Origin of the sequence: Bartonella sp. AP88XZML (genome assembly GCF_042195565.1) — a bacterium.
In the GTDB taxonomy this organism is placed as follows: Bacteria; Pseudomonadota; Alphaproteobacteria; order Rhizobiales; family Rhizobiaceae; genus Bartonella.
Genome location: NZ_JBHIOQ010000012.1, coordinates 71,344 through 87,598 on the forward strand (window position 1 = coordinate 71,344; position 16,255 = coordinate 87,598).

14 protein-coding genes are annotated in these 16,255 nt (G+C 39.0%); 1 reads left to right on the forward strand and 13 read right to left on the reverse strand.

The window, feature by feature from the left end; all coding sequences use genetic code 11:
* Positions 1 to 47 precede the first annotated feature (47 nt).
* The gene (locus tag ACFIK2_RS00935) at positions 48 to 1,676 is read left to right on the forward strand and encodes an MFS transporter (RefSeq protein ID WP_375676794.1); all 1,629 of its coding nucleotides are present in this window, start codon (positions 48 to 50) and stop codon (positions 1,674 to 1,676) included.
* 459 nt (positions 1,677 to 2,135) lie between these two features.
* Here the strand turns inward: ACFIK2_RS00935 and truB are convergent, their stop codons facing one another.
* From truB to ACFIK2_RS01000, 13 genes are all read right to left on the reverse strand, one after another.
* Positions 2,136 to 3,098, reverse strand: a complete 963-nt coding sequence (gene truB, locus ACFIK2_RS00940) for a tRNA pseudouridine(55) synthase TruB (RefSeq protein WP_375676795.1) — start codon at positions 3,096 to 3,098, stop codon at positions 2,136 to 2,138.
* Between the two features lie 4 nt (positions 3,099 to 3,102).
* A complete protein-coding gene (gene rbfA / locus ACFIK2_RS00945) occupies positions 3,103 to 3,510 on the reverse strand; it encodes a 30S ribosome-binding factor RbfA (RefSeq protein ID WP_375613309.1) in 408 nt (135 codons plus the stop codon).
* 121 nt (positions 3,511 to 3,631) lie between these two features.
* Positions 3,632 to 6,151 carry a translation initiation factor IF-2 gene (gene infB / locus ACFIK2_RS00950; protein ID WP_375634590.1) on the reverse strand — a complete coding sequence of 840 codons (2,520 nt, stop codon included), beginning with the start codon at positions 6,149 to 6,151 and terminating at the stop codon, positions 3,632 to 3,634.
* On the reverse strand, positions 6,148 to 6,783 hold the full coding sequence (locus tag ACFIK2_RS00955; protein ID WP_375633975.1) for an RNA-binding protein: 636 nt from the start codon (positions 6,781 to 6,783) through the stop codon (positions 6,148 to 6,150). The genes infB and ACFIK2_RS00955 overlap by 4 nt, the downstream gene beginning before the upstream one ends.
* Complete coding sequence (gene nusA / locus ACFIK2_RS00960) at positions 6,784 to 8,415, reverse strand: transcription termination factor NusA (protein WP_375634589.1); 1,632 nt, start codon at positions 8,413 to 8,415, stop codon at positions 6,784 to 6,786.
* 47 nt (positions 8,416 to 8,462) lie between these two features.
* Entirely contained in the window at positions 8,463 to 9,113 is a 651-nt protein-coding gene (gene rimP / locus ACFIK2_RS00965) for a ribosome maturation factor RimP (protein WP_375611870.1), read from the reverse strand.
* A 127-nt stretch (positions 9,114 to 9,240) separates the two neighbouring features.
* Positions 9,241 to 9,942, reverse strand: a complete 702-nt coding sequence (locus ACFIK2_RS00970; protein WP_375634588.1) for a tRNA (guanine(46)-N(7))-methyltransferase TrmB — start codon at positions 9,940 to 9,942, stop codon at positions 9,241 to 9,243.
* A complete protein-coding gene (metK, locus tag ACFIK2_RS00975) occupies positions 9,939 to 11,207 on the reverse strand; it encodes a methionine adenosyltransferase (protein WP_375633979.1) in 1,269 nt (422 codons plus the stop codon). The genes ACFIK2_RS00970 and metK overlap by 4 nt, the downstream gene beginning before the upstream one ends.
* A 130-nt stretch (positions 11,208 to 11,337) precedes the next feature.
* Positions 11,338 to 11,751 (reverse strand): helix-turn-helix domain-containing protein, encoded by a 414-nt coding sequence (locus ACFIK2_RS00980; protein WP_375633981.1) that lies wholly within the window; start codon positions 11,749 to 11,751, stop codon positions 11,338 to 11,340.
* A 148-nt stretch (positions 11,752 to 11,899) separates the two neighbouring features.
* The gene (lnt, locus tag ACFIK2_RS00985; protein WP_375634587.1) at positions 11,900 to 13,534 is read right to left on the reverse strand and encodes an apolipoprotein N-acyltransferase; all 1,635 of its coding nucleotides are present in this window, start codon (positions 13,532 to 13,534) and stop codon (positions 11,900 to 11,902) included.
* Positions 13,497 to 14,522 carry a hemolysin family protein gene (locus tag ACFIK2_RS00990; protein ID WP_375634586.1) on the reverse strand — a complete coding sequence of 342 codons (1,026 nt, stop codon included), beginning with the start codon at positions 14,520 to 14,522 and terminating at the stop codon, positions 13,497 to 13,499. Before ACFIK2_RS00990 ends, lnt begins: the two co-directional genes overlap by 38 nt.
* A gap of 107 nt (positions 14,523 to 14,629) precedes the next feature.
* A complete protein-coding gene (ybeY, locus tag ACFIK2_RS00995; RefSeq protein WP_375633985.1) occupies positions 14,630 to 15,097 on the reverse strand; it encodes an rRNA maturation RNase YbeY in 468 nt (155 codons plus the stop codon).
* On the reverse strand, positions 15,094 to 16,218 hold the full coding sequence (locus ACFIK2_RS01000; RefSeq protein ID WP_375676803.1) for a PhoH family protein: 1,125 nt from the start codon (positions 16,216 to 16,218) through the stop codon (positions 15,094 to 15,096). The genes ybeY and ACFIK2_RS01000 overlap by 4 nt, the downstream gene beginning before the upstream one ends.
* Between the last annotated feature and the right edge of the window lie 37 nt (positions 16,219 to 16,255).

The following is a 16,255-nucleotide window of genomic DNA, read 5'->3' on the forward strand; positions in this document are numbered from 1 at the left end:
CGTGTATGTGCTAACAAAGATGATAAATACCGATTTGGAGGAAAAAGATGCAGAGCATTTCAACATTAAAACTTTTTCGTAATTCGGTATTTCGAAATTTATGGTCATCTACTCTTATTTCTAATTTAGGGGGGCTGATACAGGCTGTTGGAGCAGGGTGGTTAATGGCGTTGATTAGTTCTTCGCATTCCATGGTTGGGCTTGTTCAAAGTGCCACAACATTACCACTTGTTATGTTTTCTTTGATGGCAGGGGCATTAGCTGATAATTTTAATCGGCGTCAAATTATGTTGTGTGCGCAGATTATGATGATGGTCATATCCATGAGTTTATCTGTTTTAGCCTATATGGGATTTCTAACACCTTGGCTTTTGTTATGTTTTACGTTTTTGATTGGATGTGGCACAGCTTTTTATAATCCTTCTTGGCAAGCAACGATAGGAGATATTGTGAGCAGGGAAAATATTCCTGCTGCTGTTAGTTTGAATAGTGTAGGCTTTAATTTGATGCGGAGTGTTGGTCCTGCTATTGGTGGTGCCATCATTGCAACTTTGGGGGCATCTGCTGCTTTTTTGTTTAATGCTATAAGCTATATTCCTCTTATTGGTGCGTTGTTTTTCTGGAAGTCGAATTATGAAAACAACTCATTACCACGAGAAAGGCTGTTAGGAGCTGTCTCAGATGGTTTGCGTTATGTTGCGATGTCACCTAATCTCCTGAGTATTATGGTTCGAGCGTTCCTTTTTGGTATAGGAGCAATTTCTATTTTAGCACTTTTGCCAATTGTTGCGCATAAAGTTCTTGGAGGAAGTGCCCTTCTTTATGGTACATTGCTCGGTTGTTTTGGGTTAGGAGCCATGACAGCAGGTATTATTAATGCAGTTGTACGGCATCATTTTCGTTCAGAAACAATTATTGCAAGTGCATTTATTGGTTTTGCCTTTTCTTGCTTTTTATTGGGAATAAGCCGTTCACTGATTATAAGCCATATTGCTTTATTTCCTGCAGGGTTATGTTGGGTTTTGGCATTATCATTGTTTAATACATCTGTACAACTCTCTACACCACGCTGGGTTGTTGCACGTTCTTTAGCACTTTATCAAACGGCATCTTATGGGGGGATGGCTATTGGAAGTGCAATCTGGGGAGTTTTGGCTGATGGTTATTCTCCAACAATTGCTTTGAGCGTTTGTTCTCTATTCTTGATTTTTGGTGCTCTTGCGGGGGTAAAATTTAGAATTCAAGAAATTCCTCAGATAGATTTAAATCCTCTTGATCATTTTAGAGAGCCGGAATTATTACTTGACCTCAAAGCAAGAAGTGGACCGATCATGATAATGATCGATTATAAAATTCATGAAAATGATCTTGAAGAGTTTCTCAAAGTGATGACGCGTCGACGCCATATTCGATTACGTGATGGTGCGCGTCAGTGGGTCCTTTTACGAGATCTTGAAAGACCTGAATATTGGACAGAGGCTTATCATATGCCAACATGGGTAGATTATTTACGCCATAATCATCGTCGTACAAAAGCAGATGCAGAAGTCAATAAGCGTCTGCGTCATTTAAATTGTGCTCCTAACGGTATAAGAGTGCACCGCATGATTGAACGCCAAACAATACCTCAAGCCAGTGAGATGCTTTTAAAAGTTTCCTCTGATCATCTTCCTTAGGGTTAAAACAGTTTTTGTAAATATTACATATATTAATATTATTTCGATCAATTTGTTAGCATAATCATAAAAAATTGCTATTTCAATATTTAAAGAATTGATTTACAATGGTTATTTGTCATTTTTCATGTTGAGTGATAGTTCTGAAAATCTTAAGCTTTTCTCGTTTCAAATCTATTTAGAGTAAATCAGTCCATATCTTTGCTTGTACATTATAAACGAGGACTAAAGTATGAGTAAAAAACGATTAAAAAAGAAATAAAAAGCCTCTTATGAATCCTTTCGAATGCAAGGATTGTTGCGACATTAAGAGGAAAAAGTGTGTGGTGGTGTTAGCTTATAGCACTGACTTAAATTTTGATATGAATACGGTAAATATAGACAATGAAAAGCACCATATTTTTCTTAATTGATAGAGAAAAATATCTTTCCGCAAAAGGTGGTTGGGAAAAGAATCGATTAAATTGTGAAAATCCGCTTTGGTTTAAATAGACCTTTGTCGAGAGTGCCAATAGCAAGAAGTTGTTCCTTATAGAGGACACAAACTTCCTCTTCATCAAGAGGTACTTTGTGATGATTTAAGAGGATAGAATGGCCTCTTATAATCCTCTGTGCTTGAGTTTCATTAAGGATATAGTGATGGAGGCAATCCAATGCGGCGCTTGTGTCAATTAAGAGCTCATCAAGTGTTGAGAAGTTTTTTTCAAAAGAACTATTATTTTCATCTGTAGTGTTTTTATTTGGCGGAATGGCTGCTTTTAGTTCCTCCCATGTAATGAGATCTTCTTCATCAAAAGGTGCGACGGCAATACGTCTTAAATCAGCAATATGCCCATAGCAACCGAGATCACGTCCCATATCGCGTGCTAAAGAGCGCACATAAGTTCCTTTTCCGCAGGTTATTTCAAAGACAGAATGCTCTTTGGTAGGCATTTCTAATAACTTGAAAGTTTCTATTTCCACTTCACGGGGCGGAATGTCAACAACTTCCCCTTCACGGGCTAAATCATAGGCACGATTTCCGGCAATTTTGATTGCTGAAAATTGTGGAGGTGTTTGCAAAATAACACCTGTATATTGAGGAAGAAGAGCAAGTATTTCTTCTTGTGTTGGACGTATGAGAGAAGTTTTCGTTATTTCTCCTTCTAAATCATCTGTTGAGCGCTCTTGCCCCCAAGCAATATGAAAACGGTAAGTTTTTTTGCCTTGCATCACGTAAGGGACGGTTTTGGTTGCTTCGCCCAATGCAATGGGAAGGAGACCAGAAGCAAGAGGATCAAGTGTACCCGCATGTCCTGCCTTTTGAGCATGGAAGAGCCATTTGATTTGTGAGACAGCTTCTGTTGATTTCATTCCTTTTGGTTTATCAAATATGACCCAGCCAGAAACAGGACGCCCTTTTTTCTTGTGTTGCCGCGCCATATCTTTAATCCTCATCTGTATCACTATGGTGAAGATCGCGTGCAACCTCAGGCGAGCGAAGGAGGGCATCAATTTTTGAAAAATTATCAAAACTATTATCAAGTCGGAAACGCAGTTCTGGCATATATTTCATTTGTCGCAACGCATGACTGATTTCTCCACGGAGAAAACGACTATGTTTATTGAGGGTATCAACAACATCGGTATGAGAAGCATTTTTAAGAGTGCTGAGAGGTGATACAAAGCAAGTAGCAATTTTTAAATCTGGTGACATGCGTACTTCAGAGACAGAAATAACAATATCTTTTAAGATATCATCAAGCAAAATATCACGCTGTAATATATGCGCTATTGCATGACGTACTTGCTCTGCTACTCTAAGTTGCCGTTGTGATGGCCCTGCATTTTTCATCAAAGTTTTATCCTTGCTACAAGATCTCTTTTTTGACCATTTAGATAAGGAAAAAGAAATATTGTGTATAAAACCTAATAACTTTTCTCATTTCACAACAGAGTAAAGTTATTGGATTATTTTATAATGTGCGATTAATGTGTTCGATACGGAAGGTCTCAATGATGTCTCCTGCACGCATGTCTTCATAATTTTCAAAGGCTATTCCACATTCTTGACCACTTTGCACTTCATTGACTTCATCCTTAAAGCGTTTGAGTGTTTTCAGCTTTCCTTCGTGAATAACGATATTATCGCGGATAAGGCGAACACCGGCTCCTCGTTCTATTTTACCTTCTGTAACACGACATCCTGCAACTTTTCCAATTTTTGTAATGTTAAAGACTTCTAGAATTTCAGCATTACCAAGGAAAGTTTCACGCTGTTCTGGTGAGAGTAATCCAGACATAGCAGCCTTGATATCGTCAACAAGATCATAAATGATGTTGTAATAACGAATTTCAATTCCTTGTGTTTTAGCAAAATCACGTGCCTGCTTATTGGCTCGAACATTAAAGCCAATTACAGCAGAGTTAGAAGCTTCTGCAAGAGAAATATCACTTTCGGTAATTCCTCCAGCACCAGAATGTACAATACGCGCACGAACCTCATCATTTCCAAGTTTTTCCAATGCTGAAGCAATTGCTTCGATTGATCCTTGCACATCCCCTTTTATAATAAGAGAAAATTCCTTAACACCAGTCGTTTGCAATTTTGTCATCATTTGCTCAAGAGAACCACGCGAACCAGTTTGCCGCGCAACAGCTTTATCACGTGCTAATCGTTGTCGATATTCAGAAATTTCACGTGCTTTTGCTTCATGTGTGACAACAGCAAAACGGTCTCCGGCTTGTGGTGTTCCTTGCATGCCTAAAATTTCAATTGGTGTAGAGGGAACGGCTTCTTTGACATGGCGGCCATGGTCGTCAATCAAAGCACGCACACGACCCCATTCATTTCCAGCAACTATAATATCAGAAGGGTGTAATGTACCTTTTTGAACAAGAACTGTTGCAACAGACCCACGTCCGCGATCCAATTTGGCTTCAATGATAACGCCCTCTGCAGTTCGTTGGGGATCTGCTTTCAGATCAAGCATTTCAGCCTGAAGAAGGATAGCTTCGAGAAGTTTATCAAGATTTTGACCAGTTTTAGCAGAAACTTCAACGTCCAAAGTTTCACCACCCATAGTTTCAACAAACACTTCATGTTGTAGAAGTTCTGTACGCACTTTTTGTGCATTCGCAGCTGGTTTATCAATTTTGTTGATAGCAACAATGATAGGTACACCAGCAGCTTTCGCATGATTGATTGATTCAATCGTTTGAGGCATAACACTATCATCAGCGGCTACAACGAGAACAGCAATATCAGTAACACGAGCTCCGCGTGCACGCATAGCCGTAAATGCAGCATGACCTGGTGTATCAATAAAGGTAATTTTTTGACCGTTTTGTTCTACTTGATAGGCACCAATATGCTGCGTAATACCTCCTGCTTCGCCAGAAACAACATTTGCTTTACGAATAGCATCCAAAAGAGAAGTTTTTCCGTGGTCAACATGGCCCATAATGGTTACAACAGGGGCGCGCTGCTGCATGTTTTGAGGATTATCTGTTATATTAAAGATACCTTCTTCTACGTCAGATTCTAAAACACGTTTAACAGTATGGCCAAATTCAACAGCGATGAGTTCGGCAACATCTGCATCAATAACATCGCCAGGTTTCATCATTTGTCCTTGTTTCATCAAGAATTTAATCACATCAACAGAACGCTCAGTCATACGTTGTGCGAGCTCTTGAATGGTAATCGTTTCAGGAAGAACAACTTCGCGAGAAATTTTTTCTCTTGGTTCTTGATTTTGTGCACGCTTAAACTTTTCCTGTCTACGCCGCATTGCAGCCATTGAGCGCCCACGTGCGCTTCCTTCTTCATCCAGTGCACTATTCAGAGTTAGCTTTCCGCGTCTCCGCTCATCAGCTCCTTTGACAACTTTGGGTACACGTATTTCTGATTTAGCAGGATTAGCACGTCGACTATGCCGTTCTTCCTCATTATTGTCATCTATTTTGCGTTTTTCAACCACGGTTGTCTGTTTAGTGTCAATAGGAATATCTGCCTGTTCAATGAGAGGGGGAACAGGTGGAGTCTGCACTGGCGATATTTCTTCTTCTTGTTGGAGATGGATTTCTTTTTCTTTAATTTCTTGCTGTAAAATTTCTTCACGCTCTTTAGCGCGTCTTGCTTCTTCTTCGGCTTGTTCTCGCGTTATTCTTTCTTGGATATGTGCTTCTTCTAACGCGCGAAGTCTCGCTTCCATTTCAGTTGATGAAAGATTGCTTTTGGCCACAGATTCTTGAGGCTTTTTTTCCTCAAAACGCGGTTTAGAACGCTGGGGGGCCACATGCGGCTTTGTAATGGGCTGTAGGGTTTCAGCTTTTTCATCAGGTCGCGTAATTTTACGCCGTTTGGTTTCGACAACGACAGCCTTCGTACGGCCATGACTAAAATTTTGTTTAACCGTGCTCGTTTCCAAGACAGACCTCTTGAGAGTTAGTATCTTCTTGACCGTTGTTTTGTCGTTGTTATTTTCACTCATTGTACTTCCTTCACGGCTTGTGCCGTCATCTCACTAGACTTACTATGCTTGTCGTCACGATAGCTGATCAATCTACATGTCGTTTTGAGAAATCCTTCAGCAGCTTTTGTGTCCAGTAAGGCCGCGTGCATTACAGGATTAGAGCCAAAAGCCACTCGCATTTCATCATTTGTAAATAAAGATATGGTTTTTATAGTCCGATTTGTTTGTTGTTGTATTGAATGGATGGCCTGTGCAATTTTTCGTTTCCCATCTTCTGTTGTTTCTTTAGCATGAAGTACAAGAATAACTTTACCAGAGCGGATAGCAGCGTCAACCTTTGTTGCTCCCATAACAATTGCTCCCGCTTTTCGTGCCATGGAAAGGCTTGAAAGAGCGGCTTTTAGTAAAAGCGTATCAACAACATGCACAAGATTTGGTGTAACTTCAACATCTGTTTTAAAATTTCTATGAAAAGCTTTCTGTTTGATTGCTTTCTCAATAACAGCGTGATGGGCAGAAATCCAAACGCCACGCCCTGGTAAATTCGCTTTAAGATCAGGAACAATTTGGTTATTGGGACCAATAACAAAACGGATCAGCGTTTGTGCTGAAGCATTTTTTCGGGTCACAATGCAAGTCCGTTCATTCATTTAAAGTGTATCCACATCCAAATCATCTGTTTTTTCATTTTCTGCAGAATTTTCATCTTCTACAGGATTTTCTGTAACAAGATCAGCTTGGTCTATCCAGCCTGCTTGTACACGTGCGGCTAAAACCATAGCTTCTGCATCTGCGCGTGTAATGTCAAAAGGGGTTAAAATACCAGAAAAATTCTGTGTTTGACCTTCTTTACGTTCTCTCCAACCAGCTAAATCATCAACGGCATAGCCAGCAAAGTCTTCTATTGTTTTTACACCATCCTGACCTACAGCAACCAACATAGCACTTGTCATTCCAGGAAGTGTTCGCAACTCGTCAGAAACTCCGAGCTTTTTGCGTTTTTCATCAAGTTCTTTTTCTTGATGATCAAGATATTCGCGGGCACGACTTTGGATTTCAGCGGCGGTATCATGGTCAAAACCATCAATAGAAGCGATTTCTTCAAGATCAATATAGGCGATTTCTTCAATAGAAGAAAAACCCTCTGATGCCATAACCTGCCCGATCATTTCGTCAACCTCTAAGGCTGCCATAAACAATTTACTCCGTTCAGTAAATTCTTTTTGACGATTTTCAGATTCTTCCTTTTCCGTTAAAATATCAATGTTCCATCCTGTTAGTTGCGAAGCCAAGCGAACATTTTGCCCACGTCGTCCAATAGCAAGGCTAAGTTGATCATCTGGCACAATAACTTCAATCCGTTCAGCATCTTCATCAAGGATGATTTTAGAAACTTCAGCAGGTTGCAGTGCATTAACGACAAATGTTGCCGCATCAGGCGACCAAGGAATAATATCAATTTTTTCGCCTTGTAATTCAGCAACAACAGCTTGTACACGACTTCCTCGCATTCCAACGCATGCTCCAACAGGATCAATGGAACCATCGCGTGAAACAACGGCGATTTTAGCCCGTGAACCTGGATCACGAGCAACAGATTTGATTTCTATAATACCATCATAAATTTCTGGTACTTCCATAGTGAAAAGTTTTACCATAAATTGGGGATGTGTGCGTGAAAGGAAAATTTGTGGACCACGCGTTTCACGGTGTACATCATTGACAAAAGCACGAATGCGATCTCCATAGCGGAATGATTCACGAGGAATTAATTCATCACGGCGAACAATAGCTTCACCGCGTCCTAGATCAACGATGACGTTACCATATTCCACACGCTTAACTGTACCAGAAATAATTTCACCAACTTTATTTTTGAATTCTTCATATTGCTGATCGCGCTCTGCATCGCGTACTTTTTGTACAATAACCTGTTTAGCAGATTGTGCTGCGATACGTCCAAAATCCATAGGAGGTAAAAGATCAGCAAAAAAATCACCAATTTTTGCTTCTGTTTGACGTTTGAGAGCATCAGACAAAGTAATTTCCGTTGTATAGTCTTCAACGACATCAACGATTTTAAGCAGGCGCTGTAATTTAATTTCACCTGTTTTAGAATTGATTTCAGCACGAATATTGGTTTCTTGACCATAACGAGAACGTGCTGCTTTTTGAATAGCATCAGCCATCGCAGAAATGACAATTTCACGGTCGATTGACTTTTCACGTGCAACAGCATCTGCAATTTGCAGAATCTCAAGCCTGTTAGCGCTTGTAGCCATCAATTTTCTCCTTCTTTGTGCCACACGATGGGTATTTCCCAGTGATATTATTTTTTGAAATTGAGCGTCTGTATAGAGTCGTTAGCGTTCTCTTCGGCAATGAATTGTTGACTTAAATCTTTATTTTGTTTCAATGCATCGCGAATAAGCTCATCGGTAAGCACTAAATGCGCATTTATGATATCACAAAAGGAAATAGGGGTATACATGGCTTCTCCATAAGCAGCTTTATCAGTGTTTAAAATAAATCCATCTTGCGTGATATTTGTAAGTGTCCCACGAAATTTTCGGCGCCCATCAATTGTTATTTTGGTTTCAATTTTTGCAAGATGCCCTTGCCAATGAAAAAAATCAGATTTTCTTACCAATGGACGATCAATTCCAGGTGATGAGATTTCTAAATGATATTTGCGTTCAATAACATTTTGTACATCAAGGAGGGGAGAAACTGTTCGACTAACAGTTTCACAATCTTCTATGGTCATAGAACCATCGGCACGTTCAACCATAATTTGAAGTGTTAAACCATTTTGACCAAGAAGTTTCACACGAACCAAACGAAAACCTAAAGGTTTAAGTAGTGGTATGACAAGAGCAGCAACCTGTGCTTCGATACCATCTTCTTCAAACAGGCGCGGTTCGTCAAGATTGCTTATTTTTTCAGCTTCGTTCATACATTTTATCCAAGTTGGTTTCATCAGTTTTATGATATTAAAAAAGAGCGGGTCCAACGGCCCACTCTTCATCATAAGACCAAGAATTTAACTATTGATACTCTTAAATTCAAAATTTTTCAAGTTGTTTATGAGAAAAGCGCTTGATCATTTATTTCTTGATAAAGGTAAGATAGGCAGGCGTTCGTCCTTCGCGTAAAGCTTTTGCTTCATAGCGGGTTCCGCTCCATAGTGGATAAGGGAGTTTCCAGTCTTGAGGGCTTTCTGCTTTCCATTCAAAGTGATCATGTTGTGCACAATGGTACAAAGTCCAGTTTACATAACTGTCTATATCGCTAGCAAAGCGCAAAAACTTCCCTATTTTAAGAACACGAGCAAAACGGTTAAGATTTTTTATGTTGATGAAGCGTCGTTTCCAGTGTTTCTTTTTCGGCCAAGGATCAGGATAGAAGAGGTCTATTCCATCAAGCGAGTTATCAGGGAGCCAATCAAGAAGGCGTGTAGCATCATCATTATAGAGGCGAAGACGATTTTGATGGTTTTGATGCTGTTCAAGAGACGATAATATTTTTGCCATGCCATTGATAAAGGGCTCGACGCCGATAAAACCGGTTTTTGGAAAATATTCCATTTCATGAAGTAAATGTTCACCTCCACCAAAACCGATTTCAAGTCGAATTTCTCTTACTTTGCTTGAAAATAAGGATGTAAGGTTTAAGGGAGGAGGGACATTTAAATCAATATTCAAATTGGGGAGAAGCATTTGTATACGTGTAAGCTGACTGTTTCGAAGTTGTTTTCCTTGTCGGCGTCCAAAAAATGCTTCACTCTTACGTATATTATGTTTAATCATGGGATTTGGATCATTGTTTGAAGCGTTTTCACGAGATCAGTTTTTTCCCATGAAAACGAACCATCGTGTTTTGGTTTACGACCAAAGTGACCATAGGCAGCTGTTTTCGCATAAATAGGTTTATTGAGGTCAAGATGTTTTCGAATGCCGGTAGGTGAAAGGTCCATTATTTTGCGGATGGCTTCTTCAATAACTTTTTCATCGACTTTTCCTGTTCCATGAAGATTAAGATAAATAGATAAAGGTTGTGCAATACCAATTGCATAGGAGAGTTGAATGGTGCATCTCTCTGCTAAATCAGCAGCAACAATATTCTTAGCCAGATAGCGTGCCGCATAGGCAGCAGAACGATCAACTTTTGTTGTATCTTTTCCTGAAAAAGCACCGCCTCCATGGGGTGCTGCACCTCCGTAAGTATCCACAATAATTTTGCGTCCCGTTAATCCGGCATCGCTTTGAGGTCCTCCAATGACAAATTTTCCTGTTGGGTTAATATACCAACTGCATTGAGCTGCAATGGGAATGTCATGTAAAGCTTGGCGAATGTAAGGTTCAACCACTGTACGTACTTTATTGGAATCCCAGCTTTCATCAAGGTGCTGCGTTGAAAGAACAATGGATGTGACCTCTATCGGTTTTCCATTTTTATAACGTATGGTTATTTGGCTTTTAGCATCTGGTCCTAATTTTCCAGTTTCTCCCTCTCCTTTATGACGAGCTGCGGCAAGAAGTTTGAGAATTTTATGCGCATAATAAATTGGCGCAGGCATGAGATCAGGTGTTTCACGGCAAGCATATCCAAACATGATACCTTGATCACCTGCTCCTTCTTCACCATGCCGATCCGTAGCATTATCAACCCCTCTTGCTATATCAGCTGATTGTGGGCGCAAAAGAACATCAATTTTAACAGTTTTCCAATGGAAGCCTGTTTGTTCATAGCCAATGGTACGAATAGCACGGCGGGCTGCTGTACGAAAACGTGTGGGATTAATGAGTGGAAAGCTAGTTTCATCATAGATGAATTCTTTATTTTTATCTTTTTTTAATAGCGTATCGGGAACACGTACTTCACCAGCGATAACAACACGGTTGACACTGACGAGAGTTTCACAGGCAACGCGTACTAACCATGGATCAGTACCAGTCTTTTCAGCTTCTTTATAGATCATATCAACGATTTCATCGGAAATACGATCACAAATTTTATCAGGATGTCCTTCCGATACCGATTCGCTCGTAAAAAGATAATCTTGATGCGGCATAGGAACTCCTTCAAAAAAGAAAACCAACGATTTAATCAATTGCTTACTAAAGTCGTCACCATTTGCTAATTCTACAGCAAATAGTCAATGCAAATGTATATGAATAAAAGAGAAAAGATATAATTTTAATTTATAACTTATTTGTCAAATCTTCCTCAGAAAGTGCTTTTGCCAAGTCAATAATTTTTCGACGCACTTTAGCATCAGATATATTTGTAAAAGCGCGCATGAGTTGAATCCCTTCGCTGCTAGAACAAAAGTCTATAAAATTGTGTTCACTTTCAGCAAAACCCTCTACTTGTTGGGAGGTAATACCTTTATCAAAAAAGTAAGAAACAGGAACATCCATAATTTCCGCTATCGCTTGAAGACGGCTGGCACCAATACGGTTTGTTCCTTTTTCATATTTTTGGATTTGCTGAAAAGTAATTCCTAATTTTTCACCTAGTTTCTCTTGAGTGAGTCCTAAAATATTACGACGTAAACGGATACGAGTTCCAACATAGATATCTATAGGGTCAGGTTTTTTTTTAGTTTCGGTCATAATGCAACTCTTTATTTCCAGCATTTTTCTTCTAAACCAACATCATATTTATGCGCAGTTGATTTATCATATAATTAAAACAATATGTAATATTTTTTCCCAATATTACTGGTACACGCAACATAATACCGTACAAAGGGCACTTGAATCATTTAAGCTGTTTTGTAAAACCAAAACCAATACGACACAATAGCATAAGGATGAATAAGATAAAAGTAGAGAAAGTTCTGTATTCATTGCTTCCTATAGGGGTAATGGATGATGGAACTCGTGAATCAATAATGCCCACAGCATTTTGTCGAAGAGCTACAACGATTCGTCCATAAGAATCAATAACAGCTGATATGCCATTATTGGCTGCCCGTATGAGGGGGATTCCCAGTTCAACGGCACGAAGCTGTGCTTGTTGAAGATGTTGATAGGGTCCAGGTGTTACACCAAACCATGCATCATTTGTAATATTAATAATTGCTTGAGGCGGGGAGCCTTTAAAAGTCATTTCATGGGGAAATATTGCTTCATAACAAATCAAGGGTAGATAAGAAAATCCGTTTGGCATTGTAACAATTTTGCGCACACTTGCAGCACTATATCCACCAATATTATCGGCAAGGGTACGCAATCCAATTTTTTTCAATAAATTCTGATAAGGAAGATACTCACCAAAAGGAACCAAATGAAGTTTATCGGAAGTATTTAAAATATTACCTTGAGCATTAATGACTGCAATTGTATTAAAATATTGTGTTTGGGAATGAGGTAGATCATTGCTGGCGCGTATTGCTCCAACGATAGCCCATTGTTTAGGTTTTAAAAGAGAGGCAATGCGCATTGTGGTAGATGAGTTATCATAGAGAAGGTAAGGAACGGAAGCTTCAGACCATACGATAAAATCGGGTTCTGAATTTTGATCGGTTGTTGGCGTTGCACTTAGCTTCATATGCGCTTCCAACATAGATTCTCGTGTATTATCACGCAATTTTATATTTTGTTGGATGGACGGTTGAACAATGCGCACCCAATAAGCACTTTTTTGATCTTCAGCTGTGTTTTCTATAGTATGAAGACGATAAAACCCAAAACCACAGTGAATTAATATAAGTGATAAGCAAAGAGAAAGTGCCACTTTCTTTTTTTCATCCGTTAATAAAACAGTTGGCAAACTGTAGGCTAAGACAGCAAGAATATTCATTCCGTAAAGTCCTACGATTGCATCAGATTGCATGAACACTGGGGTTGGCATGGCTGTATAGCCAAGAGAATTCCATGGAAATCCTGTGAATAAAAACGCACGCAACCACTCGGATAATCCTAATGCAAAGGCTAAAACAAAAAAGCGTGCTATTCCTTTTGTCCATAATAAACCGACAATGAAACCAGAAAAAAACCAATAAAAAGAAAGGTAGAGTGGAGGGACTAAAATGGCTAATGGGACGGCCCAACCAAAAGAATCTGGATCTGTTAACAAAGCATTGCATAGCCACCAAAGGCCGCAAATAAAATAACTAAAACCAAAGGTTCCACAGCTTAAAGCGTAAGTAAAAAAATGTTTTTTATTGTTTTTGGTGGACTGTATTGAGTCAAGTAAAACAATAAAGAGAGGGAAAGTTAGAAAGCAAAGAGGTGTTAAATAAAAGGGTGGAAGTGCAAAAGAAGTAAGAGCACCACACAGAAATATCCATGCTTGGCGCTTCCAGCCTGTAACAGAGAATAAAAAAACGATGAAATTGTTTAAAAACGCTGGACTATTCTTTAGGGATGGCATTGTTCTCAAGATTCTCATTTTTGGGAATGCGAAAAATGCGCAACCGTTTGATCCGGCGTTTATCAGCTTCTAAAATACGAAATCTATAGCCAGGTACAGCTTCGACAATTTCACCTTTGGCAGGAATGCGATCAAGAATTGAGACGATCAAACCACCAATAGTATCAACTTCATCACCATATTCTCCTACGATAAAATCAGGACCAAGAGCTTTCTCCACATCTTCTAGTTCAGTTCTTGCATCAACGAGCCATTTATTATTTGGTTCACGTACGATAGCATTGTCGACATTATCATGTTCATCTTCGATATCTCCAACGACTAACTCAACAATATCTTCCATTGAAACGAGACCATCTGTTCCTCCATGTTCATCAATAACTAAAGCCATTTGAGTTCGTGTAGTTTGCATCCGTGTTAATAATTTGCTTGCAAGCATAGAACTGGGAACAAAGAGAACTGTTCGGATCAAATCCAATTCACCAATTGGAGTATGCAAGTCTGTATGGTTTAATTGAAGAAAATCGGATTTTTGTTCGGTTTTTGTTGGATTGATAATAAAGCGAGTGATGTAGTTAAGAATATCGCGGATATGGATCATGCCGCGCGGATCATCTAAAGTTTCAGCATAAACGGGGATACGAGAATGACCAATTTTTGCAAAACATTTAAGGGTTTCTCCAAGAGAGGTGTTTATTTCTAATGCTTCGATTTCAGAACGAGGTATCATAACATCATCCACGCGTGCTTCACGTAAGCGTAAAATGTTATGCAGCATAGTACGTTCTTCAGGTGAGAAGAGGGCGGTATCTTTTTCATTGTTAGTCGTGAGTGCAACGGTAAGATCATCGCGCAGTGACGTAGATGCACAATTTCGACCCCGTAAGAATGAAAACAAATGATTCATCAGGGAATATTTTTCTGTATGATTCGTTTGCTGAGAGGGGTCTTTTTCATTATTAGAAGATGCTTGATTATTATTTTGTGCATTTATTTTGTTTGCCATGGTTTTGAAATCTTCTAGACTTTCTTTTATAACAGATAAATAAGAGGCTTTAAATGGTATGCTGGTAATATTGATTTTAAAAGTTAAATTTTATCATTGATAGACAATTATGCGTAAGGATCTTTTATGGAAAGCTTTTGAAGAATTTCCCTTTCGAGCTTTTCCATTTTATATGCTTCATCATCAGTTTCATGGTCATAACCAAGCAGATGCAAGATACCATGAACAATCATATGTGTTAAATGGTCTTGAAATGTTTTTCCTTCTTTCTCTGCTTCGAAAACAACAGTTTCTCGGGCAATAATAATATCACCGAGCATGGGACCAGGTCGATTTCCAGCTTTAAGTGGAAAAGCAGGAAAGGATAGTACATTAGTAGATTTGTTTTTGTTGCGCCATTGTGCATTGATTTGTGCCATATGTTCATCATCCGTAAAAAGCAGGCTAATCTCGCTTACAACATTTTCCAATGAAACATGATGCATAGCTGTCATTAATGCTTTTTCAGTGATATTATAAAGCATTTTCTCATCATTCCACCCTGCGCTTTTAATCATTATATCAATAATAATCATGATGAATCAAATTCATTTTTTAATGCATCGCGTGTGAATGATTTTTTTTTATTTTGTATTTCGGAATCACGATCATAAGCACGAACGATAGCAGCAACAAGTGGATGGCGTACAACATCTTTTTCATCAAAATGCACAATTGCAATATTTTCTATATTTGAAAGAATGCGAACTGCTTCAATGAGACCTGATTTTTGCCCTGTAGGCAAATCAATTTGGCTTACGTCACCGGTAACGATCATACGCGTTCCTTCTCCAAGACGTGTGAGGAACATCTTCATTTGCATGGGCGTAGTATTTTGTGCCTCATCAAGAATAACAGCAGCATGGGCAAGTGTTCGTCCGCGCATAAAGGCGAGAGGAGCAATTTCTATGACACCAGAAGCTAAAATGCGTTCTATTTTTTCAGCGGGCATCATATCATAAAGAGCATCATAAATTGGTCGTAAATATGGGTCGACTTTTTCTTTGAGATCACCGGGAAGAAAACCAAGACGTTCTCCAGCTTCAACAGCCGGACGTGAGAGAATAATTCGTTCAATGATACCACGTTCTAGAAGCATTGCAGCATGAGCAACAGCAAGATACGTTTTTCCTGTTCCTGCTGGTCCTACACCAAACACAAGTTCAGTATGCTCCATAGCACTTATGTAAGCGTCTTGTGTTGGAGTTCTTGCATGAATTATTTTTTTATGGGTACTCAACCGTGCTGGTATACGTTTCGTTGCAGATTTGTGTGTTATTGTGTCTTCTTTCTGCTTCTTTGGTATATTTGCCATAGCAATCGCTCCTTTTATATCTGATAAAGTGAGCTCTTGATGTGTTTTGGCACGTTCATAAAGCTGCTGCAATACATATTGCGCACGTTTTATAACGGAAATATTTCCACGGATTAAGACTTCATTACCACGCGGATGAATACTAAGTTCGAGTTTTTTTTCGATATAAGCGAGATTTTCGTCAAATTTACCAAAAACTGCTTTTGCATATTGATTATTTTCGAAAATCAAAACAACTTGGCTCAGATCTGAAGCGCTTGTTTGTTTCAAGGTATCAGCCTTTTCAAGGGACGTATTTACTTTTTCTTTAATACGCTTTATTTTTTCGGTTGAAGCTTTCAGCCTATTCTCCATATCTACATAAATATTGCACATTTTT

Excerpts from the sequence above, each read along its gene's own strand:
- ACFIK2_RS00935 (WP_375676794.1), top strand. The coding sequence starts at position 48 with ATGCAGAGCATTTCAACATTAAAACTTTTTCGTAATTCGGTATTTCGA.
- truB (WP_375676795.1), bottom strand. The coding sequence starts at position 3,098 with ATGGCGCGGCAACACAAGAAAAAAGGGCGTCCTGTTTCTGGCTGGGTC.
- rbfA (WP_375613309.1), bottom strand. The coding sequence starts at position 3,510 with ATGAAAAATGCAGGGCCATCACAACGGCAACTTAGAGTAGCAGAGCAA.
- infB (WP_375634590.1), bottom strand. The coding sequence starts at position 6,151 with ATGAGTGAAAATAACAACGACAAAACAACGGTCAAGAAGATACTAACT.
- ACFIK2_RS00955 (WP_375633975.1), bottom strand. The coding sequence starts at position 6,783 with ATGAATGAACGGACTTGCATTGTGACCCGAAAAAATGCTTCAGCACAA.
- nusA (WP_375634589.1), bottom strand. The coding sequence starts at position 8,415 with ATGGCTACAAGCGCTAACAGGCTTGAGATTCTGCAAATTGCAGATGCT.
- rimP (WP_375611870.1), bottom strand. The coding sequence starts at position 9,113 with ATGAAACCAACTTGGATAAAATGTATGAACGAAGCTGAAAAAATAAGC.
- ACFIK2_RS00970 (WP_375634588.1), bottom strand. The coding sequence starts at position 9,942 with ATGATTAAACATAATATACGTAAGAGTGAAGCATTTTTTGGACGCCGA.
- metK (WP_375633979.1), bottom strand. The coding sequence starts at position 11,207 with ATGCCGCATCAAGATTATCTTTTTACGAGCGAATCGGTATCGGAAGGA.
- ACFIK2_RS00980 (WP_375633981.1), bottom strand. The coding sequence starts at position 11,751 with ATGACCGAAACTAAAAAAAAACCTGACCCTATAGATATCTATGTTGGA.
- lnt (WP_375634587.1), bottom strand. The coding sequence starts at position 13,534 with ATGAGAATCTTGAGAACAATGCCATCCCTAAAGAATAGTCCAGCGTTT.
- ACFIK2_RS00990 (WP_375634586.1), bottom strand. The coding sequence starts at position 14,522 with ATGGCAAACAAAATAAATGCACAAAATAATAATCAAGCATCTTCTAAT.
- ybeY (WP_375633985.1), bottom strand. The coding sequence starts at position 15,097 with ATGATTATTATTGATATAATGATTAAAAGCGCAGGGTGGAATGATGAG.